Source organism: Candidatus Binatia bacterium (assembly GCA_036382395.1).
Taxonomy (GTDB): domain Bacteria; phylum Desulfobacterota; class Binatia; order HRBIN30; family HRBIN30; genus JAGDMS01.
The window spans coordinates 1-25,577 of sequence record DASVHW010000112.1 but is presented as its reverse complement, the minus strand read 5'-3'; the positions used below and the strand labels follow the sequence as shown (position 1 = coordinate 25,577).

General features: G+C 63.5%; 22 protein-coding genes. All 22 read right to left on the bottom strand.

Annotation, left to right across the window (positions count from 1 at the left end):
* Window positions 1–265: 265 nt before the first annotated feature.
* Complete coding sequence (gene hpnH, locus VF515_05440; protein HEX7407079.1) at window positions 266–1,264, bottom strand: adenosyl-hopene transferase HpnH; 999 nt, start codon at window positions 1,262–1,264, stop codon at window positions 266–268.
* The gene (gene hpnE / locus VF515_05435; GenBank protein ID HEX7407078.1) at window positions 1,264–2,661 is read right to left on the bottom strand and encodes a hydroxysqualene dehydroxylase HpnE; all 1,398 of its coding nucleotides are present in this window, start codon (window positions 2,659–2,661) and stop codon (window positions 1,264–1,266) included. Before hpnE ends, hpnH begins: the two co-directional genes overlap by 1 nt.
* On the bottom strand, window positions 2,658–4,472 hold the full coding sequence (gene hpnC / locus VF515_05430; protein HEX7407077.1) for a squalene synthase HpnC: 1,815 nt from the start codon (window positions 4,470–4,472) through the stop codon (window positions 2,658–2,660). Before hpnC ends, hpnE begins: the two co-directional genes overlap by 4 nt.
* Before the next feature lie 11 nt (window positions 4,473–4,483).
* Window positions 4,484–5,731, bottom strand: coding sequence for a hydroxymethylglutaryl-CoA synthase (locus VF515_05425; GenBank protein HEX7407076.1), 1,248 nt, complete (start codon window positions 5,729–5,731; stop codon window positions 4,484–4,486).
* 14 nt (window positions 5,732–5,745) lie between these two features.
* Window positions 5,746–7,767, bottom strand: a complete 2,022-nt coding sequence (shc, locus tag VF515_05420; protein HEX7407075.1) for a squalene--hopene cyclase — start codon at window positions 7,765–7,767, stop codon at window positions 5,746–5,748.
* Window positions 7,715–8,701 (bottom strand): mevalonate kinase, encoded by a 987-nt coding sequence (gene mvk / locus VF515_05415; protein HEX7407074.1) that lies wholly within the window; start codon window positions 8,699–8,701, stop codon window positions 7,715–7,717. The genes shc and mvk overlap by 53 nt, the downstream gene beginning before the upstream one ends.
* The gene (locus VF515_05410) at window positions 8,701–9,996 is read right to left on the bottom strand and encodes a hydroxymethylglutaryl-CoA reductase, degradative (GenBank protein ID HEX7407073.1); all 1,296 of its coding nucleotides are present in this window, start codon (window positions 9,994–9,996) and stop codon (window positions 8,701–8,703) included. The genes mvk and VF515_05410 overlap by 1 nt, the downstream gene beginning before the upstream one ends.
* Window positions 9,986–11,095, bottom strand: a complete 1,110-nt coding sequence (fni, locus tag VF515_05405; GenBank protein ID HEX7407072.1) for a type 2 isopentenyl-diphosphate Delta-isomerase — start codon at window positions 11,093–11,095, stop codon at window positions 9,986–9,988. The genes VF515_05410 and fni overlap by 11 nt, the downstream gene beginning before the upstream one ends.
* Window positions 11,082–12,101: a hypothetical protein gene (locus tag VF515_05400; protein HEX7407071.1), complete on the bottom strand. Its 1,020-nt coding sequence runs from the start codon at window positions 12,099–12,101 to the stop codon at window positions 11,082–11,084. The genes fni and VF515_05400 overlap by 14 nt, the downstream gene beginning before the upstream one ends.
* Complete coding sequence (mvaD, locus tag VF515_05395) at window positions 12,098–13,081, bottom strand: diphosphomevalonate decarboxylase (GenBank protein ID HEX7407070.1); 984 nt, start codon at window positions 13,079–13,081, stop codon at window positions 12,098–12,100. Before mvaD ends, VF515_05400 begins: the two co-directional genes overlap by 4 nt.
* A gap of 294 nt (window positions 13,082–13,375) precedes the next feature.
* Complete coding sequence (sppA, locus tag VF515_05390; GenBank protein HEX7407069.1) at window positions 13,376–15,061, bottom strand: signal peptide peptidase SppA; 1,686 nt, start codon at window positions 15,059–15,061, stop codon at window positions 13,376–13,378.
* Window positions 15,062–15,165: 104 nt separating this feature from the next.
* Complete coding sequence (locus tag VF515_05385) at window positions 15,166–15,591, bottom strand: hypothetical protein (GenBank protein ID HEX7407068.1); 426 nt, start codon at window positions 15,589–15,591, stop codon at window positions 15,166–15,168.
* Entirely contained in the window at window positions 15,584–16,048 is a 465-nt protein-coding gene (locus VF515_05380) for an Rrf2 family transcriptional regulator (protein HEX7407067.1), read from the bottom strand. Before VF515_05380 ends, VF515_05385 begins: the two co-directional genes overlap by 8 nt.
* 36 nt (window positions 16,049–16,084) lie before the next feature.
* A complete protein-coding gene (gene iscX / locus VF515_05375) occupies window positions 16,085–16,297 on the bottom strand; it encodes a Fe-S cluster assembly protein IscX (GenBank protein HEX7407066.1) in 213 nt (70 codons plus the stop codon).
* A 16-nt stretch (window positions 16,298–16,313) separates the two neighbouring features.
* Window positions 16,314–18,122: a Fe-S protein assembly chaperone HscA gene (gene hscA, locus VF515_05370; GenBank protein HEX7407065.1), complete on the bottom strand. Its 1,809-nt coding sequence runs from the start codon at window positions 18,120–18,122 to the stop codon at window positions 16,314–16,316.
* The gene (gene hscB, locus VF515_05365) at window positions 18,122–18,817 is read right to left on the bottom strand and encodes a Fe-S protein assembly co-chaperone HscB (GenBank protein ID HEX7407064.1); all 696 of its coding nucleotides are present in this window, start codon (window positions 18,815–18,817) and stop codon (window positions 18,122–18,124) included. The genes hscA and hscB overlap by 1 nt, the downstream gene beginning before the upstream one ends.
* A 14-nt stretch (window positions 18,818–18,831) precedes the next feature.
* Window positions 18,832–19,161, bottom strand: a complete 330-nt coding sequence (locus tag VF515_05360; protein HEX7407063.1) for an iron-sulfur cluster assembly accessory protein — start codon at window positions 19,159–19,161, stop codon at window positions 18,832–18,834.
* A gap of 8 nt (window positions 19,162–19,169) precedes the next feature.
* Window positions 19,170–19,583, bottom strand: coding sequence for a Fe-S cluster assembly scaffold IscU (gene iscU / locus VF515_05355; GenBank protein ID HEX7407062.1), 414 nt, complete (start codon window positions 19,581–19,583; stop codon window positions 19,170–19,172).
* Between the two features lie 49 nt (window positions 19,584–19,632).
* The gene (locus VF515_05350; GenBank protein ID HEX7407061.1) at window positions 19,633–20,850 is read right to left on the bottom strand and encodes an IscS subfamily cysteine desulfurase; all 1,218 of its coding nucleotides are present in this window, start codon (window positions 20,848–20,850) and stop codon (window positions 19,633–19,635) included.
* A 120-nt stretch (window positions 20,851–20,970) separates the two neighbouring features.
* Window positions 20,971–23,814 carry an excinuclease ABC subunit UvrA gene (uvrA, locus tag VF515_05345; protein HEX7407060.1) on the bottom strand — a complete coding sequence of 948 codons (2,844 nt, stop codon included), beginning with the start codon at window positions 23,812–23,814 and terminating at the stop codon, window positions 20,971–20,973.
* Between the two features lie 223 nt (window positions 23,815–24,037).
* On the bottom strand, window positions 24,038–24,592 hold the full coding sequence (locus VF515_05340; protein ID HEX7407059.1) for a hypothetical protein: 555 nt from the start codon (window positions 24,590–24,592) through the stop codon (window positions 24,038–24,040).
* Window positions 24,593–24,672: 80 nt separating this feature from the next.
* A complete protein-coding gene (locus tag VF515_05335; protein HEX7407058.1) occupies window positions 24,673–25,575 on the bottom strand; it encodes an alpha/beta fold hydrolase in 903 nt (300 codons plus the stop codon).
* Window positions 25,576–25,577: the final 2 nt, after the last annotated feature.

Below are 25,577 nucleotides of genomic sequence, written 5' to 3'. Positions count from 1 at the left end.
GACAAAGAAATAGGTATCGTCCCGGAACCACTTGGACCCTTTCTTTCGAAACTCGGGGTAGGCCTCCTCGCCCTGTGTTTCCAAGACTGCTGCTGCTTCGCGGACAAGCGTCATCAGTTCCGGAGCGGTCATCTTCTTGGCCGTGCTAGATGGGGACGTAGCTAAGTTGTTAAGATGTTGATGACGTGATACCGGACCGTGTTGTGGCAGTTCATTCTGGAAGAGCGGTTGGAGTCCGGAAAGCACGGCTGGGAGAGGACACCTCTCAAGAGAAGAAGTTCCACTTCGCCATCGTCCACAGGTCGCGCGGACTCTCGCCGAGCTTGCGAACCACGGATGCCTCGAAGCCGGAGTGCATCAGGCAATTCTGACATTTCGGATCGGTGCGCGTCTCCCAGTAATCCCAGTCGACCCCGCTCCAGAACTCCTGCCAGCTTTTGTAGTAACCGCCTTCGATCAAGTAGCACGGGCCTTTCCAGCCCCGGGGCGTGCGAGTCGGGTTGCCCCACGGGGTGCAGGGATACTCGCGCTGCCCGGCGGCGAACTGCAGGAAGAGTGGCGTCGAATACAGCCGGTACCTCTTCGACAGCTCCAACACGCGCTTGAACTTCTCGTACACCTCTTGCTTGAAGAGGAAGTGATTCTCGCTGATCTTTTCGTAATGGTATCCGGGCGAGATCAGCATGCCATCCACGCCGATGCTCTGCAGGTAGGCGCACATCTCCTCGATCTCGTTTATATCGGTTTCACGGTAGACGGTGGTGTTGGTGCACAGGTGGTAACCGAGCCGCTTGCCCTCCTTGATCATCTCCACCGCTTTATCGAATACGCCGGCCCGATCGGTGACCAGATCGTGTGTGCCACGCATGCCGTCGATGTGGACATTGATCGACAGGCGCTTGTGCGGCCGGCCCTTCTTGTAGAAGCGATCGAGCAGCAAGCCGTTGGTACACAGGTAGATGTGGCGTTGGCGCGCGATGATGCCTTCGACCAACTCCGCCAGCTCGGGATAGATCGTCGGCTCACCGCCGCAGATCGAGACCACAGGCGCACCGGCTTCGTCCACCGCCTGAAAGCAGTCCTTCAGCGCCAGCCGATCCTTCAGGTCACCGTTGTACCGCTCCGGCGAGCAGCCGAGGCAGGCGAGATTGCACGTGTGTAGCGGCTCGAGCATGAGCACGTACGGGTAACGCTGGTTGCCACGCCACCAGTTGCGGAGCTGCCAGCTGACCATATCGGTGGTGATGTGTAACGGGAATCGCACTACATGCCCTCCACACCGGCGAACGCATGCGCCGCCGGCGCTGTCCGGTGAGAAGCTTCCAGGCGTTCCGCGACCAGCTCTGCTGCGCGGTGGCCGCTGAACACGGCGCTCTCGATCGTTGGTGGTAGACCAGTACTCGTCCAGTCACCCGCTAAGAAGAAGTTGTCGATACGGGTCGGGGCCGCGGGCCGCAGTCGTTCAGCCGCCGGGGTCGGCGAGATGGTCGCCTGCTTCTCCTTGACCACAACCGATTGCTGCAGACGGGCAGCGCGCGCGGCCGGAATCAGCGCCTGCAGATCCGCCACCACCGTTGCGACAATGCGGGTCGTCGGCCAATCAATTATCTCTCGGCCAGCGCTGATGACGGCGCTCAGGCACTGAGTCGTTCCGTTGCCTTGACCGCTGAGCTGGCTACGGTTGAACACCCATTGCGTCGTCGTCCCGATCAAACCCACGAATGCGTCTGTCACAATGCGACGATCGAACCAGAGGTGGACCGACACGATCGGCGAGGTCTCGAACTGGTCGAGTCCCGCCAGCTCGCCGCGGCCTCGGATTGCATCCGGCAGCAGCGCCGCCAGCGCCCTTGGCGGGATGGTGCTGATGCACGCGTCGGTCTCGATCTCTGTCCCGTCGCGCAGCCGCAGCCCGGTCACGCAGTCGTCCGTCATCGCCAGCGCGGCCACCGATGACTTCAACTCGACACGGCCGCCGCGCGCTTCGATGTAGCCACGTGCATCATCGGTGTACAGTTCGCTCAAGCCGACCTTCGGCAGCACGAATTGGGAGTCGGCGCGCGACCGGAAGAACGCCCGCGCCAGGACCTCAGCGAACGGCGCAGCCGCGGCCAGTGTCGGGGACTCGTTCAAGGTGGCGACCGCCACCGGATACCAAAAGGCGGCGCAGGCGTTCGGCGACTGGCCGAGCACGGAGAGCAGATGGGCGACGGTCCACTCCGTCAGCCGCGGGTCGTGGCGCCGCTGCATGGCCATCACCCGCATGCCGCCGCGCAGGGCGAGGAGCTGCTCCGTTCGCGTCAGCAGCGGGTAACGCAGAATGCCGCTGAGCAGATGCAACGGGCTCGGCAGGAGCGCGCAGGCGATGGCACCCGCGCCGCGTTGCGGGTGGATCATCTGTACGTGCAAATTGCGCTGGCGCACCAGCTTCGGCGTCGCCCCGATGCGATCGAGAAAGGCGAGGGTGTGCCGGTAGCAACCCATGAGCGCGTGCTGTCCGTTGTCAACGATCTCACCGCTTTCGTCGTCCCGGAAGGAGTAGGCTCGGCCACCAAGGCGCGGACGGGCTTCCAAGAGCGTCACCGCGCAGCCACGGGCCGCCAGCTCGACGCCAGCCGCCAATCCGGCAAAGCCTCCACCGATGACGGCAACGCGCTTCATGACGTGCGCACCGCCAATTGGCAGCGTCCCCACGCGGCCAGGGCGAGCGTGAGCTTCTCATAGCGCGGGAGCGTCACCTTCGGGCCGAAGACGTTGAAGTGCCGCGCCTCGAGGCGATCGAGCAGCCGCTCATAGATCGACCGCATCGCTTCGGCGGCAGCCAGCGAACCGCGGTCCTCGGTGGCAAGCACGCCCCGCGCCCGCAGGTAGTAGGCGCGGGCGCGGCCGCACTCGAAGGCCATCAACGCCCCGATACGGGGCGAGTAGCGGCCGCCGAGCAGTTCGGCTTCGGTACAGCCGAAACGGCGCACGTCTTCGAGCGGCAGGTAGATACGTCCGCGCCGGGAATCCTCCAGCACATCGCGCAGAATATTGGTGAGCTGGAAGGCGATCCCCAGGTCGACCGCATAGTCGCGCGCGCTCGGCTGCTGATAGCCAAAGATCTCGATGCACATCAGGCCAACGGTTGACGCCACGCGGTAGCAGTACTCGTACAGCTCGTCGAAGGTAGCGTAGCGCCGCCGGGTGAGATCCATCTCCACCCCCTCGATCAACTCGACGAAGAGCGACTGCGGCAGCGCGAAGCGCTGGACCGAATCAGCAAGCGCCAACCCGATCGGATGCGTGGGCGTGCCGGCGTACACCCGCGCCAGCTCGGCGCGCCATTCCGCCAGCAGTGACGCGGGATCACGGCGGCCCTGGTCATCAGCGATGTCGTCGACGAAACGGCAGAAGGCGTAGACGGCGTACAGCGCCTCGCGCCGCTCCGGACCCAGCAGGCGGAAGGCGTAATAGAAGTTGCTCGAGCTGCACCGCGTCACCTGCTGGCAGTACGCGTACGCGTTGCGCAGCACGCGCAGTGAAGAGACGTTGGTGACTAGCTCGGCAGGCTGCGCCGCCACCGGTACCGCTGATGTTAGGGGCGGCTTGTGGTGGGGCGCGCGCGCGGGCGTCAGCAATGCCTGAAGGACCAGCCCGAGCTTAGCCCGCCTCGACAACGTCGGCCGACGCGTGAACACGTCGTAGTCAGCCAGCTCTATCTCCCGCAGAATCGCCAAGCCGCCCCACGCGAACAAGCACACTTCACGCGCCAGCCGGGGATCGACAAGCGCCGCCAGAGCGAGCCCGCTCCTGAGCATGGCGCTGGCGCGCTCGACCTCGAACTTCATCAGTTCGCGCAGCGCCGTGTTCTGCGTTCCGGTCTCGACCTCGGTGGTTGAACAACCGAAGCGCACGAGATCTTCGCGGGGAACATACAGTCTCCCCTTTGCCGCATCGACGGCGACGTCTTGCCAGAAATTGGCAAGTTGCAGACCGGTGCAAATCTGGTCGGCGAGCTGCTGGCGCTCCGCGTCGCGATAGCCGAAGAGGCCGAGAATCAAGTGTCCGACAGGATCGGCCGAACACCGGCAGTAGTCGAGCAAGGCGTCGAAGGTGTCGAACGGCGTGAACTCGACGTCGGCGCGGAAGGCTCGCAGGAGCTTACGGAACGGGTCGATCGGCAGATCAAATCGCTCCGCGGTGTGTCGCAGCGCGACGAAGATCGGATGCGTGGCCTGGCCTCGGTAGCATGCTTCGAGTTCGCCTCCCCACGCCTCGAGCCTGCTCAGGCGTTCCGCTGGTTCGAGGTCGCCCTCGTCGGCCAGGTCGTCCGCTGTGCGCGCAAAGGCGTAAATCGCGGCGATATGATGCCGCAGATGACGGGGTAGCAGCCACGAGCCGACCGTGAAGTTCTCGTAATGAGACACCGCGATCTGCCAGCAGTGGCGATAAGCGTCGGCTATTGATTGCGCCTGATATCGTTCTTGCACCAACAACTCCGTCAGACGGAAAGGCCGCCTCGTTCGTAGATGCGCTTGTCGTCACGCACCGCCGCTAAGTGGCAGAAGCCCGCGTCTTCGCCCGGTGGCGTCCCACCACATGCGCCGCCGTGTGCAAATGCTTCGTACTCGTCCACGGTCAGCTCGCGGCGCGCCGCAAGCAGATCGGCCATACCGATGCACGATGCGGCGCGGGGAGCGCCAGAAACGAACTGTCCCGTAAAGAACTCCGCGCAGCAGCCGGAACCATAAGAGAACAGCCCGATGCGCTCGCCTTCAAATCGAACCGCCGCGCGTTCGGCGAGCCACGCGAGGCAGAGGTACAGCGATGCGGTGTAGGTGTTGCCCACCACACGTGCCGCTTCCAACCAGGGCTCGACTTGCGCCGCGTAAGATCGCTCTGCCTCGGCCGCGAGATCGGCTGGCCGGTTCCCGGTCCGCCGGCATTCACCCTGCAACAGTCGCAGATGCGCCTTGTACGCCATTTTGGGAAACGGGGTGTGGTAGAGCAGCGCTGCCAACCGCGTGTGGATTGATGCGCCGTCGGCACTGCCGCGTCCGTTCCGGGCGGCACGGTAGTCCGCGACGGCGCCGTCCAGTGCATCCAGATAGCACTCGACCGAGAACTTGCCGTCTACCAGCGCCTCGCGCCGATCGAGCGGGCGCCAGAAGTCGTAGACATTCCTGGCGAACACGCCGGACAGCGGATCGAGCGCCAGCAGCCGCGGCTGTGCGCTCACCACCAACGCAACGGCGCCCGCTCCTTGCGTGAACTCTGCGCTCGAGCCCACGGGATAGCGCGCAATGTCGGTGGCGACCACCAAAGCTTTGCGCCCACGTGCGGCGCCCGAACGGATCCAGTCTGCGGCAATCATCACGCCTGCCGTCCCGCCGTAGCAGGCGTGCTTGAGTTCAAAGGTCCGGCAGTTGCTGGGAATGCCGAGCATCTCGTGCAGGAATATACTTGCGGGCTTGGCGTGGTCGACAGCCGTTTCGGTAGCCACCAGCAAGAGCCCGATCTCGTCCGGGCTCACTTGGCCTTGGGCAAAGAGGCGGGCGGCGGCATTGGCGCCGAGCGTGACCGCATCTTCCCACGGTGCGGCAATTGCCATCTTGTACGCCCCCAAGCCGATGTGGATCTTCTCTGCCGGGACGCCGCGTACAGCAGCCAAGGCGTCGAGGGAGAGTACGTAACGAGGCATGTAGAGGCCGACTTGATCAATGCCGACGGCTGTTTGTTCTTCTCTCATAACGGTTCTCGCTATCACTGTAGTGCGACCGGCGAGGGTCCGTTCCCGGGGCTGGTGACGCCATTACCATGCGTCGTTTCAGCCACACGCGAACGGAAGCGCCCCAGCGCCATCAGCGGGAAGTAGTTCCGGTACATGTCGTAACGCAGGTAGAAATGGCGCGGGAAACCGGTGCCGGTGAAGTGCAACTCCTCCCAGGAGCCGTCGCTGCGCTGGGCATCAACCAGATACTCTACCCCTCGGCTGACCTCGGGGCTCAGCTCGGGCTCGCCCGCGAGCAGACCCAATACCGCCCACGCAGTTTGCGACGGTGTCGACTCGCCGCGTCCGGCGGTGCACTCGTCGTCGTACGTCGGCAGCGATTCGCCCCAACCGCCGTCCGGGTTCTGATGCGCCTTCAGCCACGCCACGCCGCGGCGGACATGCGCGGCGTCTATATCGTCGCCGATCGCGCGCAGTCCGGAGAGCACAGACCAGGTGCCGTAGATGAAATTGGCGCCCCACCGGCCCCACCATGATCCGTCCGCACGTTGCCTGCGCAGGACGAACTCACGAGCACGGCGAGCGCGGTCGAAGCGGAGGTCGAAGCCGTACGTGCCCATCAGTTCGAGCAGCCGGCCGGTGAGGTCCTCCGTCGGCGGGTCGATCATCGCTTCCATATCGGCGAAGGGAATCTTGTTGAGGAACTCGGAATCGTTGTCGGTGTCGAACGCACCCCAGCCGCCGTTACGACTTTGCATGCCGAGCGTCCAATTCATTCCGTAAGCCATGGCCCGTGCCTGACGCGCCGGATCGTCGGTGGTCACCTGCTTGAGCACCATGAGAATCACGGCTGAATCGTCAACGTCCGGGTACCAGTCGTTGGCGAATTCGAAGGCCCAGCCGCCTGGTTCGAGGTTCGGGTTGAAGATCTGCCAATCGCCGGGCTTGAAAATCTGATTGGCGACGAGCCACTCCGCCGCCCGGGTGAGTGCCGGATGGCTGCCAGGCAAACCGGAGTCGAGTAGCGCCTTCGCTGCCAGTGCGGTGTCCCAGGTCGGGGACACGCACGGCTGAAAGAGCAGGTGGCCGTCGCTTTCGATCAGGAAATCGTCGATCGCCTGGACGCCTTTGGCGACGGCGGGATCGTCGTCGCGGTGTCCGAGGACGCGCAAGGCCATCACCGAGTTGATCATCGCCGGCTGGATCCCTCCCCAGCCACCGTTGATGTCTTGATGCGACAGAATCCATTCCTCCGCTCGCCCGAGGGCACGCGCGCGCAACGGTTTCCATTCGCTCCGGCCCAGAAACTTGAGCGTGCGATCCACGGCGAGGAAACAGTTCCGCCAGGTGATCCACTCTCGACTGGGCGCAAAGCTGAGATCTTCGGGCGTCGGCGGCTTCAGCCACAGTTCGCTGATGCCGGCGGCGGCCGGGATCTCGATGGCTGGGCGCTTGGCCATGAGCACGGTCATCGGGACAACGGTGCCGCGCGCCCAGCTCGAGAGTGCATAGATGTTGATGGGACACCACGAGGGCAACAACATCAGCTCCACCGGCATGGCCGGCAGCCCCGCCCAGGGGAACTGGCCAAAGTACGCGAGGAAGGAGCGTGTGAACACCCCCGCCTTCACTAAACCGCCCCGAACCAGAATGTAGTCGCGGGCGCGCCGCAGCGCCGGTTCCTCGGTGCGGAGGCCGGCGAGTTTGAGTGCGAAGTAAGCCTCGATCGTATTGCTCAAATGGCCGGGGCCGCCATGGTAGAGCGGCCAGCTCCCATCGTCCGACTGAGTGGCCAGCATGCGCTCGACCACACGGGTCTCTGTTCCTTCCGGCCGTCGCCCCATGAAGCGGTTGAAGAACATGTACTCCGCATCCATCGAGACATTGGCTTCGAGAGGCGCGTGCCAGAATCCTTCCGGCCGTTGATCGAGAAGGAACCACGCCTGGCTGCGCGAGATCGCCTCATCGAGGCGGTCCACATCAGCCGAAACGCCAGCCTGATCACGCGCGCGCGCCGTCGCGCCGCTCGAAACGACCTGCATCGTCTGCTGCATCAATCCCTCGATCCTGTCCTGCGATGTCCGTCGAAAACGCGTGCCAACCCGCCCGGGTGAAGGCTTCCACCAGTCGCTCCCGGTCGCCGTGGCACAGGCAGATGACGGCACCGCCGCCACCACCGCCCGTCAGCTTGGCGCCCAACGCGCCCGACGCGCGGGCCAGCGCCACCATCTCATCGAGTTCGCCCGTGGAGACCCCCAGACGCTGCAACAATGCATGATTGGCGTTCATCAACGCCCCGAGCCGCTGGAGATCTCCCGTGCCGATTGCGGATTCCGCCGCGCTGACGAGGCAGTCGATTTCATCGAACAGGGGTTCGTACAACTCAGGGCGGATCTCCCAGCGCTGGCGCAGACCGCGCACGGTCTTCTGTGTTTCTCGCGGGGCGCCGCCGAGCGCGACCACCAGGGGAACCGGTCGCCCGGCGACCAACGGCCTCACCGCGCTACCGCGCCTGAAGGCAATCAGACAGCAGTACGTCACCACCGTGTTGTCGATGCCGGAAGGAAAACCATGGAAGATTTTTTCGAGCTCGAAGGCACGGGCACACACGGCGCTATCCGCAAGTGCTTGCCCGGCGAATTCCGCCAGGGCGCGGACGAGCGCCACGCTCAAGGCCGCCGAGCTGCCGAGCCCGACCCCGACCGGCAGGTTGGCGCTCACCGCCGTTTCCAGCTCCGCCGGGTTCACCCCGGTGAGTTCCGCCGCACGCCGCAGCGCCTGGATTGGCACCGGACCAGTTGCCCCCACCGCGCCGACGGCAACAGCGGCCGGGCAAGCTGATCCGCCGGCTCGTGTGACCGTGACTTCGACATAGCGATCGATGCTCGCGGCCAGCGCCGCGCGGCCATAGACCACGGCGTGCTCGCCGAGCAGAATGACCTTGCCCGGCGCCGCGCTGCGCACCACGTGGGGTGTAGCCGTCATCATCACCCGTCCAGTTGTACCGACTGCACGATCTCGCGTGCCTTGCTGAGCTTGATCTCGCCGGAGGCGAGGAGTTCCTGGATTACCTGATCAAGCAGGCCTTCCGGTGCGCCCGCGGCCACCGCCAAACCACGGGCATGCAGCGCCATGTGTCCTCGCTGAATGCCGTCGGTCACCAGGGCGCGCATGGCGGCGAAATTCTGACCGAGCCCCACTGCGGCCATGATGGCCGCAAGTTCTCTGGCCGAGCTGACCCCGAGCATGCGCAGCGAAAAACGGATGCGCGGATTGCATTCCAAGTTGCCGCCGACGGTCCCCACGGCCAACGGCAACTCGATGGTACCAACCAACTGTTGGGGCTCGATGCGCCACTCGCTCAACGGCCCGTAGTGGCCGTTGCGGGCGGCGTATGCGTGTGCACCGGCTTCGATACCGCGCCAGTCGTTGCCGGTGGCGATGGCGACGGCATCAACGCCGTTCATGATGCCTTTGTTGTGGGTGGCGGCACGGTAAGGATCGGCGGCGGCAAACGCCGACGCTTCCACCATGCGCTCCGCGACTTCACGCCCCGGCAACGAACCGGAATCGAGCAGTTTGAAATCAATGCGGGTTGTCGCCCGCGCCAGGCGCTCGTCCGCCAGATTCGACAGGATGCGGAGACGTGCCTGGCCACCCGTAATCTCTTCGATGCACGGGGCCAGCGCTTCCACAATGCTGTTGATCGCGTTGGCCCCCATGGCGTCCCCCACCTCCACCAGCAGGTGCACCACCAGCATCGGCCCACACGCCGTCACCGGAAGCGAGCGGACCTTGATGGCTCGTGCTCCACCTCCCCGCTTCGTCATGTTTGGATGCACGGCATCGGCAGCCGCGAGGAGCTGCGGTGTTGCCGTTTCGATCCGGCGAACCGCCAAGTCGATATCGGGAACCTTCACCAGCTGAATTTGTCCGATCATCACGGGCGGATCCGCCTCAGCGACAAAGCCACCGCTCTCGCGAATCAAGCGGGCGGCGTGACTGGCGGCGGCGATGATCGACGGTTCCTCGACCGCCATCGGAATGAGGTAATCGCGACCGTTGATGAGGAAGTTGAGCCCAACACCCAAGGGCAGGCCGACAACGCCGATGGCGTTCTCGATCATATGCTCCGCTGCCTTGAACGGGAGCGGATTGGGATCCAGCAGCTCGGCGACCTCTGCCTCCCCCAAGCCGCCGCAGGCAACGAGCCGTGCTAAACGCTCGCTCCGATCCATCCGATAAAACCCCTCGATGCGCGATTGTCGTCCGCTATTCTGCATGGCCATCACCATCCGTATTCTGGTCCGCTGCTGGTGGGTGAACGGCGGCAATCCATGCCTTCAGCCGTTCCCCCATCACCAGCGGTTGGTGGGAAAGATCCGCGATCGTCCGTGACCCCGTCAGCAGCATCGCTGCCTTGAGGCCGTCACTGAATTCGTTGATGAGCGTCACGGCGCCATCGATGCCGCTCTCGCGGTAGGCGCGATAGATGGGCAACGCCGCGCCGCACAGGCGCGCACCCAGCGCAATGGCCTTTGCCATCTCGAGGCCGGTGCGCAGCCCGCCGCTGGCGATCAGATCGAGACCGGAACCGCGCAGCATGGCGAGCGAAGCCGCGGTGGGAATACCCCAGCTGGAAAATACTTCGCCCAGCCGGCGGCTGCGGCCGTTGCCCCGCAGGCTTTCGACGCGCACCCAGGAGGTACCACCGGCGCCGGAGATATCGATGTGCCGTACCCCGGCGTGGCGCAGCGCATCGCCGACAGCGCGCGAAATGCCGCAACCCGTTTCCTTTGCGATCACCGGCACGCCGAGATCACGGCACAGCCGTCCGAGCGTGGCGTAGCCGCCGCGAAAGTCGCGGTCGCCTTCGGGCTGGATGAGTTCCTGCGCCGGGTTCAAATGGACGCACAGCGCATCCGCACCGACGCTGGCCACCAGCCGCCGCAGTTCGTCCGTCGACTGTTGTCCCGCCTGTATCAGGCCGATGTTGGCGAGGAGCAGGGCCGTGGGAACAAACTCCCGAATGGCAAAGGTCCACGCGGTCCCGGGGTCGCGCTGCATGACCCGCTGGCTGCCGAGTCCGAAACCGATGCCGCAGCGCTCGGCAATCGACGCGAGATCGCGATTGACCACAAAGGCTTCGTCCGTACCGCCGGTCATGCCAGTGATCAGGAACGGGGCGCGCAGCCTCTTGCCCAGGAATTCGACGCTGAGGTCGATATCCTCGACCGCCAACTCGGGCAGGGCGTTGTGGATGAGGTCCACCTCTTCGAACAACGTGGTTTTGCCGCGGAACTCGACCTCTTCGTGTTCACAGAGGTCGAGGTGCGAGCGTTTACGCTCCGCCAGGCTCCCGGAAATCTTAGCCGCCGACAACGGTAACTCCTTCACTGCAAATGTTGAGATCGAGTGGCGCGAGGCCGGCCGCCTGCCAGGCGGCACGGAGGTGCTGCGCCCCAGTGGCATCGCGGGCGAACGCGATGCCGCAGTCGCCACCGCCCGCACCGGAGATCTTGGCGGCCGCTCCGTGCGCCCGCGCAATCTCCACGAGCCGCCGCAGCCGCGGGGTGAACAGTGGCAGCGACAAGTCGGTCGCCAGCTGCTCCAGCAGCGCCCCATTAGCGGCGACCGCCGCCAACGAAAGCGACCGCTGCGCGAGCCCCGCAACGAAATCGTTGACTGAGGCACGACTCGCTTCCACGAACGCGGCGCGCTTCGCGGCGTTTCCGTTTCGGGCTTGGCTATATTTGTCGACGAGCGCTGGCGTTGACGCCGACTCGCCGGTCCAGGCAGCTAGCAGGTGCGTGTCTACCGGAACACCGAGCGGGGTGATCTGCGCCGAACCGTTCCGCGGCTGGAACAGAATCATCCCGCCATACGCACTCGAGGCCACATCGGCTCCGCTCCCCAGCTTGCCCTGCACCGTGCGGTGCGCCTCCAGCGCAGCGGCGAACAATTGATCGCGGCACGAGGGCTCGGAAATTCGCTTCCCTGCGGCGGCAAACATCGCAGCCACCACGCCAACGCTCACCGCCGCGCTGCTTCCCAAGCCGGTTTTCGTGCCTTTCCCCGCATCCAAGTGGCTCACGATGTCGATAGTGAAGCTGCGGCGTGCGGCGTCGGGGCAGCGGGACAGGGCTGAGTGGAAGGCAGCGATCGCGAAGCGCATGGGGCCTGTCTCAGCCGGCGGCGCGGTGGTCGGGAATTCGACACTTGCCATCTCCGAGGAGAGGCGTGTCACCCCGTCGCCGTCGGTCCACTCGAGTGTTACCTCGATAAAGCGGTCGATCGCGGCAACGACTGCGGGGCAGCCGTCCAGCACGGCATACTCGCCGAGAAGGAACAATTTCCCGGGTGCGCGTGCCAGAACGCGGCTGCTCATGGGCTCTCCACCAGCGCGGCGCCGCCGCCCGGCTCTGACAGCAGCACCCGTTGCACACCGTCCACTTGGCGGATCGCGGCGGCAACCGTGTCGCGTTGTGGCAGCGGACAGATGACCTTTACTTGGGGGCCGGCGTCGATCGTGAAGTAGGCTTCGGTGCCTTCCTGCCGCAACTGGGACACCCGCCGGATCACGCCAAGGGTAGCAGGATTCCAATAGAGCAACGGCGGAGAGGCTGCCAGCGAGACCGCGTGCATCTTGAGGCAGTTGGCTTCGGCGGCCCGGCCTGTCGTGGCAAGATCGCGGCCGAGGATACCCTGACGGACGGCATCGAGATCAGCGTCGTGCGATTCAAGCCAGGCCGGGAAGAACGGCGACTTGAGCGCGTACGCCATGCCCTCACGCGAGCCGACGCGTTTGCGCCCAGGTTCGGTAATGGCGACGACGACGCCGAGCGGCCAGTGCTCCGGCGGCGCCAGCTGTACCGCGCAGGAATCAGAACCGTCGCTCGCCTCGCCTGGCAGCCACTCAACGAAGCCGCCGAAAACCGATCGCGCCGCGGATCCCGAGCCTCGCCGCGCCAGCACCGACAGCTCACGGGGCGGCAACGAGAGACCCAGCGCGTGAGAGGCGGCCAACGCCAGCGCCGCGAACGTGGAGGCGGACGACGCCAGACCGGCAGCGACAGGGAAGTTCGTCGCGACTTCGACTTCGGCGTGGGCATGCCGCTCAGCCAGTTGCCGGACAAGATCGAGGAAGCTCCGAACCCGTTGGCCTTCCACGCCATCCACTTCCTCTCCATTCATGACGATGCGGTCGCGCTTGCAGTCGGCGTCGAACCGAACCCGCGCCGTCGTGTTGAGGCCCGCGAGGGTAACTGAGATGCTGCCGGTGTAGGGAAGATTGAGGGTTTCGTCGCGTTTCCCCCAATACTTCGCCAAGGCAACGTTGGCGTTTGCTGTGGCCACCGCTTCACTCATCGCTTAACCAATCGGTCAGTCAGGAAACGAGAAATCCCCAAAAAACGCCTGCGCACAGGCGTCGATTCTCAACAATTCATCCAATCAATCAATAGCTTAACCAAACCTGACCGATCGGCCTAAACCGCTCGGTCAGGCAGACCGTACCGGACGGACAATGGCGTGTCAAGCAGCAACAGATCCTGGTGGACGAAGATCAGCCGCCAGAGCGCCAGAATTCTTACAATTTGCCGGAAACGTGAAAGGGCTTGGATGTGAGCCGTATCGTCGACGTGAGGGGCGTACCCGGCAGGATCAGAAGAATTCGAAGTTGAACGGGAGAATGGCCCAGATCCGTTCACTGGTAATGAACTGCGCCCACGGATGAAGGGCGCGGAGTCGGCTCTGCGGTGGAGCGAGGTTGAGCGAAAACTTCCACAGTCGGCGCGGTCGAGGATAGCGTTCCACAGAAACCCGGGCATCCGGCGCCAAGCCGACGAGCACCTTCGCCTCGTTGAGGGCCTCTTCGATGCCGCCCAGCTGATCGACGAGGCCGAGATCCCTTGCTTGACGACCGCTCCACACCCGCCCCTCAGCCGCCGACGCCACCGCTTCTACACTCAGGTGTCTGCCGCTGGCGACCTTGTCGATGAAATCGGCGTAGAAAAACTCCGCCTCCGTTTGCAGGCGCAGGCGCTCTTCCTCACCCAACGGAACGTAGTCCGAATACAGCGCCGCATGCCGCCCGCGTGTGATCACCTGTTTGGTGATACCGAGTTGGTCATACAGCCCCTTGAGTAGGGCTTTGCCTGCCAGCACGCCAATGGAACCGGTGATTGTGCCCGCCTCCGCCAACACCGGATTTCCCGCGACACCGACGTAGTAGCCGCCGGAAGCCGCCACATCCCCGAAGGAAACAACCACTGGTTTCCGTTTGCGGGTGCGCATCACCTCGTGCCAGATGAGGTCGGATGCCAGTCCTGACCCACCGGGGCTGGAGATGCGGATCACGACGGCGCCGACGTCGCGGCGTTCACGCAGGGTTTTCAAGTCCCGGGCCACCGCAGCCGCGCCGCAGGCGCTGGTGGCTTCCGTCCCGGAGATGCTTTCGCCGGTCTTGATCGAGCCAGTGACATGCAACAGGCCAATGGCCGGGCGGTCCTGGCGCAGCACCTCGCGGCGAGCGGCCCGTGTCCGGCGCGAGAAGTAGGCCGCCCGTTCAATGACCGCCTGGTCGTCGCATTGCGCGCGCAGCCGCTCTTCCGCCTCGTCGTCGTAGAGGAGCGCATCGACCAAACGTTCCTGCGCCGCCTCACGCGCCGTGAAGGGGCCACGGTCAAGCAGGTGGCGCACGGCCTCGCCCTCCATGCCGCGTCCGTCCGCGATGGCATCAACCACCTGCTCGTACAGGTCCTGGATCAGGCTTTCGACCATTTCGCGGTGTGGTTCAGACATATCGCTGCGCGTGAAGGTCTCAGCGGCCGACTTGTACTTTCCCATCTGGATCAGTTCGGCTTGGATGCCGAGCTTCTTGAGCGTTCCGGCGACGAAGGTGACCTCCGAGGAGAGCCCGGCCACGTCGAGCCTACCGGCCGGTGTCAGAATGATCTGATCGGCAGCCGAGGCGATAACGTACTCGCGTATGCCGGGGTGCGTCAGGTGTACCCACACCGCTTTCCCGGCCTGGCGCAGGGCCATGAGGCTACGGCGTATTTCCTGCACTTTCGCCCACCCGCCGCGGAGGTTCTCGCAGCGAATAAACACCCCACGCAGCTGCGGGTCTTCTCGCGCCCCCCGCAGTAGGACGATCAGATTGAAGTAATCATCGCGGTGGGGTTGCAGCATCCCGATGAGCCGGTGCTCGACCGGTTCCTCAGCCAGATCACCACCCAGATCGAGCTTGAGAATGCCGTAAGGCGGGCGCCGTCCCAACGCACGCAGCAGTGCTTCGAGGACAAAGGAAGCTGCAGCTAAGCCGTGCCGCCAGGCGCGACGCAACATCGCACTATCTCCTTACTCCTTAGCAGCTAGCGCCGAGGCACGGAAGTCACAAAAAAAGCCGCGGGCCGCAGCCCCCCGCCGCCTTGGGCGACAAGCAGATGCGTTCAGCGCGCGTTGACCTGCTGTAACGAGCCCTCTGCCTCCTCGTCCGAATCGACCAGCTTGAGGGGAACGACATTCCCCCACGGCTGCTCTTTGAGGTGACACTCCTTCCACGCGATCAGTCCATGGCGCAGGTATTCGGGATTGATCTGCAAGAGGTCACACACGTTCTCGAACGAAAAGGGCCAGGTCCGATCTTCGGAACAGATCCATTCCTCGGCATCGAGAAAGAGCTGCCGGGCCTTTGGATCACGAGCCCGCGCGTGTTTTTGGAAGCATTCGACGGCGTCTTCGAGCACGGCAACGACGAGCCGGCGCTCGGGCTCGTGAGCCCCCTTGCGCTTCATGATCCCGAAGTACTGCGACGGCAGCAGGGTGTCAGGCTGGAGGAGGTGGGCGAAGCTATCGTTCACAATACCGTCATGCATTCGTAAGCTCCTTAAGCCCTTCGACGCCCGCACCTGCCCCCGTATTCGACGGGAAAACGGGCGTGAGATCTGCCAAGGTGGTGTCGGCAAAGAACTCCAGCAGGCGGCGCTGGCCCTCCTGCCACACACGCTGCATGTTGCAGCTGGCCAGCACCGAGCAGTCTTGCTGCTCCGTGACGCACACGTTGAGTGAGATCGGCCCCTCCACGGACTCGATGATGTCGCGGAACGATATGTCGTGGGGCGTCCGGGCCAGCATGCATCCGCCGTGCGCACCCCGATGCGATTTCAACAGGCCCGAGCGGATCATGTCCTGAATGATCTTTTCCAGGAACTTCCTCGGGATACGCCGACGCGAGGCGATCTCCTTGACCGACACGGGGCATCCGTCCTTCTGCAACGACAGATAGATGATTGCCCTCAGGGCATAATCCACCTTCCGGCTGATCTGCATCATCGACACGCTGGTATCCTCCCGATCCGTCTTGTTCCGCTATTCCTGGCGGTCCTTGTATTCCTCGAGCCACGCCATTTGGATGGCTTCCAGCTTGCCTTCGTTTGAAGCCTTGAGATCGTCATCGAAGTCTGTCAGTTCCGTCACCCAGCGACGAAGTTCGGTGAAGCGCACCGCCAACGGATCGACGTCGGGATGGTCTTCAATGAGTTGCAACGCGATCTCTTCGCTATCGTGCCACGTGAGTCCCATCGTCTTCTCCATACGCCTACAGCACCTCTTCCACACGCTTGAGCTCGAGCGCCTCTTTGATGGAGCTATCCATGATCCGCTGCGCCAGCGACGTAGTCGCCTGGTTCAGTTCTTCGGTGAGGTCACGCATGCGGTTGTAGTCCGTCTCTGGCACGGCCGCTTCGAGCCGCGCCATGGACGCTCCGATGCGCGCGCGCTCTTCGGCGTCCAGCGTCGCACCGCTCAACGCCTTTCGCGTGGCGCGCAACAAGGCCTCGGCATCATTGCGGGCTTCGATCAGCAAGCGGGCACTGACATCCTCTTCCGCATGGTCGACAGACTCCTCCAGCATGTGTTCGATTTGTTCATCGCTGAGGCCGTAGGACGGTTTGACGTCGATGGATTGCTCCCGGCCGGTCCGTTCGTCACGGGCGGTGACGTTCAGAATGCCATTGGCATCGATCATGAAAGTCACTTCGACACGCGGCATCCCCGCGGGCAAAGGCTCGATGCCGCGGAGTTTGAAGCGGGCCAGGCTGCGGTTATCGCGCACCAGTTCGCGCTCGCCCTGGAGGACGTGGAAATCGACCGCGGTTTGATTGTCCACGAACGTGGTAAACACCTGCTTCGCGGTGACGGGAATGGTCGTGTTGCGCTCGATCACGCGCGCCATGACCCCACCCATGGTTTCGATCCCGAGCGACAGCGGCACCACATCCAGGAGGAGGGTGTCCGTCTGCCGCCCGGAAAGAACTGCGGCCTGGACCGCGGCACCGAGCGCCACGACCTCCTCCGGATTGAGTTCGGTGTGCGGCTTGCGGCCGAACACTTCTTCGACCCGGCGCCGCACCAGCGGGATCCGGGTCGATCCGCCGACCAAGACCACCTCATCGAGGTCACTCGGGCTCAGGCCCGCATCCTTCAATGCCTGCCGGGAGGGCGCGATGGTCCGCTCGACGATGTCGGCGACGGTGGCTTCGAATTCTGCCCGCGTCAACGGGCGCTGGACCTGGAGCGAATCACCCCGCAGCTCCATGATCGTCGATTCGGCATCGGTCAGCTGGATCTTGGCAGCCTCGGCGGCGGCAACCGCCTGGTTGATGACGTCGGGATTCCGGCGCACAGCGGACGGCACGCGTTCCAACAGCAACGCGGCCACGCGGCGGTCCATGTCGTCGCCCCCCAAACGCGTATCGCCGTTGGTGGCCAAGACTTCGAAGATGCCTTCGTGCAACTTGAGGATGGAAATGTCGAAGGTTCCACCCCCGAGATCGTACACGGCGATGAGCCCCTGGATCTTCTTATGGAGACCATAGGCCAGAGAAGCGGCCGTCGGTTCGTTGACCAGCCGCAACACTTCCAGTCCCGCCAAACGGCCAGCATCCCGCGTGGCCTGCCGCTGGCTATCATTAAAGTACGCGGGGACGGTAATCACCACCTGGCGTACGTCTTCGCCGAGCACCGTCGCTACGCGTCGCTTCAATTCCTTGAGGATCAACGCGGAGATTTCCGGCGGTGTGTAGGTACGGCCGTGGACGTGGAAGCGTACGATTTCCTGAGTGTCCTGATCGGCAAAGGCGTAGTGCTCACGATCCGCGGGCGTGACGTGCTCCATGCCCAGGCCCATGAAGCGTTTCACCGAAGCGATCGTCTGTAGGGGGTGCTGGGCAGCAAGGGCTCTGGCGCGCGCACCGACGACGACTTCATCGGCTGTCGGAAAGCACACAACCGAGGGCAGTAGGGAGGATTTCGTGTCCGGGTCAGGGACCACCCGCAACGTGTCGTCGTCCGCATAGGCGATCAAGCTGTTGGTCGTACCGAGATCGATACCAAATATGCGGTCCATCAAGTCTCCAGCCCCTTTTCCACGTCGCGGATCAACGTGCCCAGGTACGCCAGCGCCGACAGGATCGCTTTCAGTTCACGCGTCAGGGTGTCGGTGTCGGCTTCACCCGCATCCCAGCGCACAAAGTTCTGCCCGAGCTGTTCCAGCAGCGCGCTCTGCCTCTGCAACAACTCGGTGTGGCACGCAGCGATCTCCTGAACGAGTTGGGCCGCGCCGTTCCCGTGCCGGGCGGCGCGGAGTTCCTCCAGCTGCTCCTGCAGTTCAAACACCAACGCCGACAGATCGGCCGGCACCTGGTTGTTGCCGGCCCCCAGGCTCTCCCCTCGCAGTGTGAGCCAGTACAGGCCGCGATCGATGGGGTCGCGCAACGTCCGGTAGGCGCGGTTCACCGCCGCGGTGTTGCGCAAGCTTGCCTGGCGGGCTTCCTGTGGACCGGTCTGATAGCGATCCGGGTGTAAGCGCCGATGCAACTCGTAATAGCGCTTCTGCAACCCCTCCGTGTCCACCACGAGGCGTTGTGGCAGACCCATAACCTGAAAGTAATCCGCCTGCTCGGGAAGGGGTTGGATGGCTTCGCAGGCGGGGCAAAAGAAGCGGGGTGTGTGTTCAGCGCCGCAATGCCAGCAGCCTACCCGCTCGCCGGCGGGCCATATTGTTCCTTCCCGCTCCGCGGACGAAGTCGGGATCGAACTCATCTTTCAATCGCGTCCTACACGGTAAACGAGGCGCCACAGCCGCAGGACCTTTTGACGTTCGGGTTGTGCAGGTTAAACCCCGACTGCATCAGGCCTTCGTTGTAATCCAGCTCGGTGCCGTTGAGATAGAGGAAGCTCTTCCGGTCTACCAATATCTTGGCGTCGGGCATCCCAAACACCTTGTCACCCGGGCGTTCCACATCCAAATCCATTTTGTATTGCAGGCCCGAGCAGCCGCCGCCGACAACCTTCACCCGCAGGCCGCCTTCCGGCTTGTCTTGCGCGGCCAGAAGACTGCGGATCTTCGCCGCCGCCTTTTCTGAGACGCCAATAGCCACGGCCATCACCCCTATTAGTTGGAGACCGCCTTCTGCGTGTCGGTGTTGCCACCGCGACGCTTCTTCCAGTCGGTGATGGCGGCTCTGATGGCGTCTTCCGCCAAGACCGAGCAGTGGATCTTCACCGGGGGCAGACTCAGTTCCTCGACGATATGCGTGTTCTTGATCTTCATCGCGTCACCGAGGGTCTTCCCCTTCACCAGTTCGGTGACGTAACTCGAACTCGCGATGGCACTGCCGCAACCGAAGGTCTTGAAACGTGCGTCCTCGATCACCCCGGACTCGCTGATCTTCAGTTGCAGCTTCATCACATCGCCGCACTCCGGAGCGCCAACGATCCCCGTACCGACGTTGGCGTCGTCTTTCGGAAACGACCCGACGTTGCGTGGGTTCTCGTAGTGATCGAGCACCTTGCTACTGTATGCCATAACGCTTTCCTTTCAACCGAGCCGGCTCGGCGGATTTTTCCCAAAACGCTTATTCGCGCGCCCACTGAAACGACTTCAAATCCACGCCTTCTTTCGCCATTTCGTACAGCGGTGACATCTCCCGGAGCCGCCGCACTTCGTGCACGACACGCTCGACGACATAGTCCACGTCCTCCAAGGTGTTGAACCGTCCCAGTCCGAAACGGATCGACGTGTGCGCCAGATCGTCACCCACGCCGAGGGCCTTGAGCACGTACGAGGGCTCCAAGGTCGCCGAGGTACAGGCCGACCCTGACGAAACGGCAATGTCCTTCAGCCCCATCAGCAACGATTCGCCTTCGACGAAAGCAAAGCTGACATTCAAGTTGCCGGGAAGGCGATGCGTGGGATGGCCGTTGAGGTAGACTTCATCTAGCTGCGAGAAAATCCCTTGACTGAGCCGCTCCCGCAACTGGAGCACCTGCGCCGCCTCGGGCGCCATTTCCACCCCGGACAATTCGCAGGCTTTTCCAAACCCGGCGATACCCGGAACGTTCAACGTCCCCGAGCGCATGCCGCGCTCGTGGCCGCCGCCGTCCATCATGGGCGTCAGGCGCACGCGGGGTCCTTTGGAACGGACGTACAACGCCCCGCAACCTTTCGGCCCGTACATCTTATGGGCGCTCAGAGACATGAGGTCGATGCCCATGGCCTCGACGTCCACCGGAATCTTGCCTACGCCTTGGGTGGCATCACTGTGGAAGAGAACGCCCTTCTCTTTGGCCAATTTGCCGATCTCACGCAGCGGGTGGATCGTACCGATCTCGTTGTTGGCATACATGATCGAGATCAGGACCGTCTTGTCGGTGATCGCTTGGCGCACATCGTCAGGATCGACCAAGCCGTACCTATCGACCGGAAGGTAGGTAAACTGCGCCTTGCCGGTGCGCTCTAGCGCCTTGCAGGTATCCAGAACCGCTTTGTGCTCGGTGACCGCCGTGATGACGTGGTTGCCTTTGTCCTTGGAGAATTCGACGATCCCCTTGATCGCCAGGTTGTCGGATTCGGTGGCGCCACTGGTGAAGATGATTTCTTTCGCTTTGGCGTTGATCAGCCGGGCGACTTGCTCCCGCCCCTGGTCGACAGCTGCCTCAGCTTCCCAACCGAACTGGTGGTTGCGACTCGCGGCGTTACCGAATTTTTCCACGAAATAGGGCAGCATCGCCTCCAGCACCCGTGGATCCATGGGTGTTGTGGCGTGATTGTCCATGTAAACTACGCGTCCCATTCGTCCTCCCAGACTTCACCAAACTCCAGAACCGAAGCCATCTTCACCTGGCTTCCGGGTAATTCCCCCCTCCTGGGTCCTATATCGATCCGGGCTTCTCTGGTCAAGCCTTTTTTGAGGTCAGGCAGCGAGCCCGGGGAACAGGCTCCGGAGGAACTCGCCGGTGTACGAACCCTGAGTCTGAGCGACCTCTTCCGGCGTTCCCACCGCCATCACTCGTCCACCACGGTCGCCACCATCAGGGCCCAGATCGATGATGTGGTCAGCCGTCTTGATGACGTCCAGATTGTGCTCAATGATGAGGACCGTATTGCCGGCATCCACCAGACGCGACAACACGGACAGCAGACTCTTGATGTCGTCGAAGTGCAGCCCGGTGGTCGGCTCATCCAGGATATAAAGAGTACGCCCCGTGGCGCGCCGGCTCAGTTCTTTGGCCAGTTTGACCCGTTGGGCCTCGCCTCCGGACAAGGTCGTAGCCGACTGGCCGAGGTGCACGTAATCGAGACCGACGTCGTGCAGCGTTTCGAGCTTGTGCCGAATGGACGGCACATTTCCCATGAACTCGAGAGCCTGACCCACGGTCATATCGAGGACCTCGGCGATGCTCTTTCCTTTGTATTGCACTTCGAGCGTTTCACGATTGTACCGCCGGCCTCCGCACACTTCACAGGTAACGTACACGTCCGGCAAGAAGTGCATCTCGATGGTGATCAAGCCGTCGCCGCCGCATGCCTCACACCGCCCGCCCTTGACGTTGAAGGAGAAGCGACCCGGTCCGTAACCTCGAAGCCGGGACTCCGGCAGCTGGGCAAAGAGGTCTCGGATGTGGGTAAAGAGGCCGGTATAGGTGGCTGGATTGGACCGTGGCGTCCGCCCGATCGGGGCCTGGTCGATGTCGATCACCTTGTCCAGCAGTTGCCAGCCGGTGATCTCATCATGCGCACCGGGCTTCTCTTTCGATCCGTACAGGCGTTGGGCCAGAACTCGATAGAGGGTGTCAACCACCAGCGAGCTTTTTCCCGAGCCGGATACACCGGTCACGCAGGTCATCTTCCCGAGCGGGATGTCCACCCGGATATTTTGCAGATTGTTGTGTCGGGCGCCTTTCAACGTAAGTGCCCAGCCAGTCCCTGCCCTCCGCCGCACAGGGATGGGGATCTCCAGCTCGCCCGACAGATACTTGCCGGTGAGAGAAGCGGGATTCGCGGTGATCTCCGCGGGGGTGCCCTGGGCAACGACGTAGCCGCCTTGGACGCCCGCGCCGGGACCCATGTCGATGACGTAATCGGCAGCGACGATTGCGTCGCGGTCGTGTTCCACCACCAAAACCGTGTTACCCAGGTCGCGCAGGCGTTTCAGGGTGGACAGCAGCCGGGCATTGTCGCGTTGGTGCAGCCCGATCGACGGTTCGTCGAGGATATAGAGCACTCCGACCAGGCTCGAACCGATTTGGGTGGCCAGGCGAATGCGCTGGCCCTCACCGCCGGAGAGGCTGGCGGCAGTGCGGCTGAGGTTGAGGTAATCCAGGCCCACGTGGGTCATGAATCCCAGCCGTTCGTTGATCTCCTTCAACAGGCGGTGGGCGATGTGTTCCTCTTGCGGGGTGAGGCTCAGGGAGGAGAAGAACGCCTGGGCCTCTTTGACCGCCATGGCGGTCACCTCCACGATGGACTTCCCCTGCAGGCGGACCGCCAGCGCCTCGGGCTTCAGTCGAGCCCCGTGACATGTCTCGCACGGCCGCACGTTCATGAACGAGTCCAGCTCTTCCCGGATCCATTCCGAGTCGGTCTCCTTGTAGCGGCGATCGAGATTGGCGATGACCCCTTCGAAGGCGCGGCGGAACTCGTAGCGCCGGTTCCCTTTCTTGTGGACGAAGGCGATCTCTTCCTCCGTACCGTACAGGATCACCTTGCGAACGTTCGGCGGAAGCTGTTTGAAGGGCGTGGCGAGATCGAAGCCGTAGTGCTGCGCCAGCGCGTGAACGACATCCTCCTTGATGTGGCCAACGCTCTTGCGTTCCCACGGCACGATAGCGCCTTGGGCAAGAGACAGATCTTCGTTGGGAACGATCAGGTCGGGATCGAAGTACATCGATGTCCCGAGGCCACTGCAGGTCGAGCACGCGCCATGGGGGTTGTTGAAGGAAAACATGCGCGGCGTCATCTCCGGATACGAGATGCCACACACCACGCAGGCGAACTTTTGACTGAACAGGATTTCCTGCTGGATGGCCTCCGCCGTACTACCGAGCATCTCGACCTTCGCCACCTCGTCGCCATACTTGAACGCAATCTCGAGCGAGTCGGCCAAGCGCTTCTCGATGCCAGGTCGGATAACGAGACGATCGACCAGCACTTCGATGGTGTGCTTGATATTCTTCGGCAGCGAGATGTCGTCTGCGAGGTCGCGCAGGGTACCGTCGATGCGGGCCCGGACGAAACCGGACTTGCGTAGATCGAGCAGCTCCTTGCGGTACTCGCCTTTGCGGCCGCGGACGATGGGCGCCAGCACGTGGATACGGCTGTTCGCCGGCAGCTGCAGGAGGCGATCGACGATCTGCTGCACCGTTTGTGGAGTGATCTCGCGCCCGCAGCCGTAACAGTACGGCTTGCCGATGCGCGCGAACAAGAGCCGGAGATAGTCGTAGATCTCGGTCACCGTACCGACGGTCGACCGCGGGTTCTTGCTCGTGGTCTTCTGCTCGATGGAAATGGCCGGCGACAACCCCTCGATCGAGTCGACGTCGGGTTTCTCCATCTGCTCGAGGAACTGCCGGGCATAGGCCGACAGCGATTCGACATAGCGGCGTTGTCCTTCGGCATAGATCGTGTCGAAGGCGAGCGACGACTTGCCTGATCCCGACAGGCCGGTGATCACGACCAGCTTGTCGCGCGGGATTTCGACGTTGATGTTCTTGAGATTGTGCTGCCGCGCGCCGGTAACGACGATGTGCTGCGCCATGGCGAGAAACTATCTAGCACGCGCACGATTACGCAACCCAGCACCGGGTAAAATCCAGGGGGCCGTCAAGATCCGTGGCGTCCCTCTTTGGCTTCCTCAATGGATCTATTGCGCCGCTCTCGGCGTCAGGCGCGCGCCGATTGGCGCGCTGAGCCTCAGTTCGTCGACCGTAGCGGGATCCCGGAGATCACCGCCGCACTGATCAGGAAAAACGGCCGGCACCTCAGGCGCCGGGGAACGAACGGGCGAAGAGCTGCTCGATCGCCGCTTTGCCGTTGTCGCCCAGGAAGCGCGTCCCGGTGCCAGCGAAGTGCGTGTGGCCAATCACCGGCGCGGGCGCGGCCTGCCATGCCGAGCCGGTCCAGTGAGACCAGGCATCGCGGTCCTGATCGAAGACGAAAAGCGGTTTGTTGCACAGCTTGGCGAACTCGGCGCCCCAACCGGTGCCCCCCATTACCGTGCCGTCGTCCAGGATCTTGCCGACGACGTAGATCTCCTGCGCATTGTTGACCTGGTGCCAGATGCTCTGCAACACTTGCTTGATATAGTCGGTGTCAGGGTAGTGGCGATGCATCAGCTGCGAGACATACGCCAAGCTGACGTCCCCCTGGCGCAGCTCGGCGTGAGTCAACGTCCGGACGCCACGAGTGCGCTCGATCTGATGGCCGTCGAAGGTGAAGTTCACCTCCTCGATGCCGTAGCGTTCCGCGATGGCGCCGAACGCGGCCTCCGCGCCCTTCAAGCCCCCACTATACAGGACGCACTCGCTCCGATTCATTCGTATGGTTTCCTCCCTACCCAGGCGTGGGCGGCCTATGCATAGCGAAGCGGCATCACGAATGTAAGGCAGCGTCGGCCCTACGCGGCATGCGACGGGGGAGCAGACCGGAACAGCTCGCGCCAGTGGGCCTCTGACAGGCGGGCCGGCTCGGTGGAGGTGATGAAGTCGACGAGCACCTCAACGAACCGGTCCGGATCCTCGCAATGCGGGTAATGCCCCACGTTGTCGAAGATCACGAGGCGGCTCCCGGGCATGGCCTCGTGGGCCGCGGTGGCGTGGCTGACGGGAATGAACGGGTCTCGGTTACCCCACACGATCAGTGTCGGAACTTGCGAGGTCAGGTACAGCCGGTCGGAGGCGCTCACCGCCTGGCCGCCGAGGTCGATGACGCCGTGCAGGGTGCGAAAGAACGCCCGGCGGGTGTCGGCCTCGGCCAGCGACGTGTAGCTGCGCCACATCTCCTCGATGACGGGAGCGGCCCGCAGCCCCACTCCGTAGAGCCATGACGCCACCCGGTTCCCCGCGTCTCGCAAGCGCGGCGCGCAGACGATCGGGAAGACGTATTCGAGGCCGGGAAAGGTCAAGGCCCGGAGCATCACGTTGACCTCCCGGCCCAACCCACCGCTGCCCACCAGCACCAGTCGTTCGCAACGCTCGGGAAACTGGTACGCCAACTGCATCGCCACGCCGCCACCGAGTGATTGGCCCACGAAGGTCGCACGCTCATGGCCGAGGACGTTCAAGAAGTCGCGGAGGACATTGGCGTGCGCACTGAGCGAGTACTCGCCCCGCTGGGGCTTACCCGACTCACCGTGCCCGAGCAGGTCGGGGGCGATGACCGTGAACCGCTGGGCCAGACCTGGCAGGACGTGCTTCCATGTCGCTGAACTCCCCGCCATGCCGTGGACGAGCAGCACCACGGGTCCTTCGCCGGCGCTGCGGAAGGCGATCCGGTGGCCGTGGATTGACACATGCTGCAGTT

Bases quoted from the DNA above. Each gene is read 5' to 3' on its own strand.
- hpnE (HEX7407078.1), bottom strand. From the start codon at position 2,661: ATGAAGCGCGTTGCCGTCATCGGTGGAGGCTTTGCCGGATTGGCGGCT.
- VF515_05425 (HEX7407076.1), bottom strand. From the start codon at position 5,731: ATGAGAGAAGAACAAACAGCCGTCGGCATTGATCAAGTCGGCCTCTAC.
- shc (HEX7407075.1), bottom strand. From the start codon at position 7,767: ATGCAGCAGACGATGCAGGTCGTTTCGAGCGGCGCGACGGCGCGCGCG.
- mvk (HEX7407074.1), bottom strand. From the start codon at position 8,701: ATGATGACGGCTACACCCCACGTGGTGCGCAGCGCGGCGCCGGGCAAG.
- VF515_05410 (HEX7407073.1), bottom strand. From the start codon at position 9,996: ATGCAGAATAGCGGACGACAATCGCGCATCGAGGGGTTTTATCGGATG.
- VF515_05400 (HEX7407071.1), bottom strand. From the start codon at position 12,101: ATGAGCAGCCGCGTTCTGGCACGCGCACCCGGGAAATTGTTCCTTCTC.
- mvaD (HEX7407070.1), bottom strand. From the start codon at position 13,081: ATGAGTGAAGCGGTGGCCACAGCAAACGCCAACGTTGCCTTGGCGAAG.
- sppA (HEX7407069.1), bottom strand. From the start codon at position 15,061: ATGTTGCGTCGCGCCTGGCGGCACGGCTTAGCTGCAGCTTCCTTTGTC.
- VF515_05385 (HEX7407068.1), bottom strand. From the start codon at position 15,591: ATGCATGACGGTATTGTGAACGATAGCTTCGCCCACCTCCTCCAGCCT.
- VF515_05380 (HEX7407067.1), bottom strand. From the start codon at position 16,048: ATGATGCAGATCAGCCGGAAGGTGGATTATGCCCTGAGGGCAATCATC.
- iscX (HEX7407066.1), bottom strand. From the start codon at position 16,297: ATGGGACTCACGTGGCACGATAGCGAAGAGATCGCGTTGCAACTCATT.
- hscA (HEX7407065.1), bottom strand. From the start codon at position 18,122: ATGGACCGCATATTTGGTATCGATCTCGGTACGACCAACAGCTTGATC.
- hscB (HEX7407064.1), bottom strand. From the start codon at position 18,817: ATGAGTTCGATCCCGACTTCGTCCGCGGAGCGGGAAGGAACAATATGG.
- VF515_05360 (HEX7407063.1), bottom strand. From the start codon at position 19,161: ATGGCCGTGGCTATTGGCGTCTCAGAAAAGGCGGCGGCGAAGATCCGC.
- iscU (HEX7407062.1), bottom strand. From the start codon at position 19,583: ATGGCATACAGTAGCAAGGTGCTCGATCACTACGAGAACCCACGCAAC.
- VF515_05350 (HEX7407061.1), bottom strand. From the start codon at position 20,850: ATGGGACGCGTAGTTTACATGGACAATCACGCCACAACACCCATGGAT.
- uvrA (HEX7407060.1), bottom strand. From the start codon at position 23,814: ATGGCGCAGCACATCGTCGTTACCGGCGCGCGGCAGCACAATCTCAAG.
- VF515_05340 (HEX7407059.1), bottom strand. From the start codon at position 24,592: ATGAATCGGAGCGAGTGCGTCCTGTATAGTGGGGGCTTGAAGGGCGCG.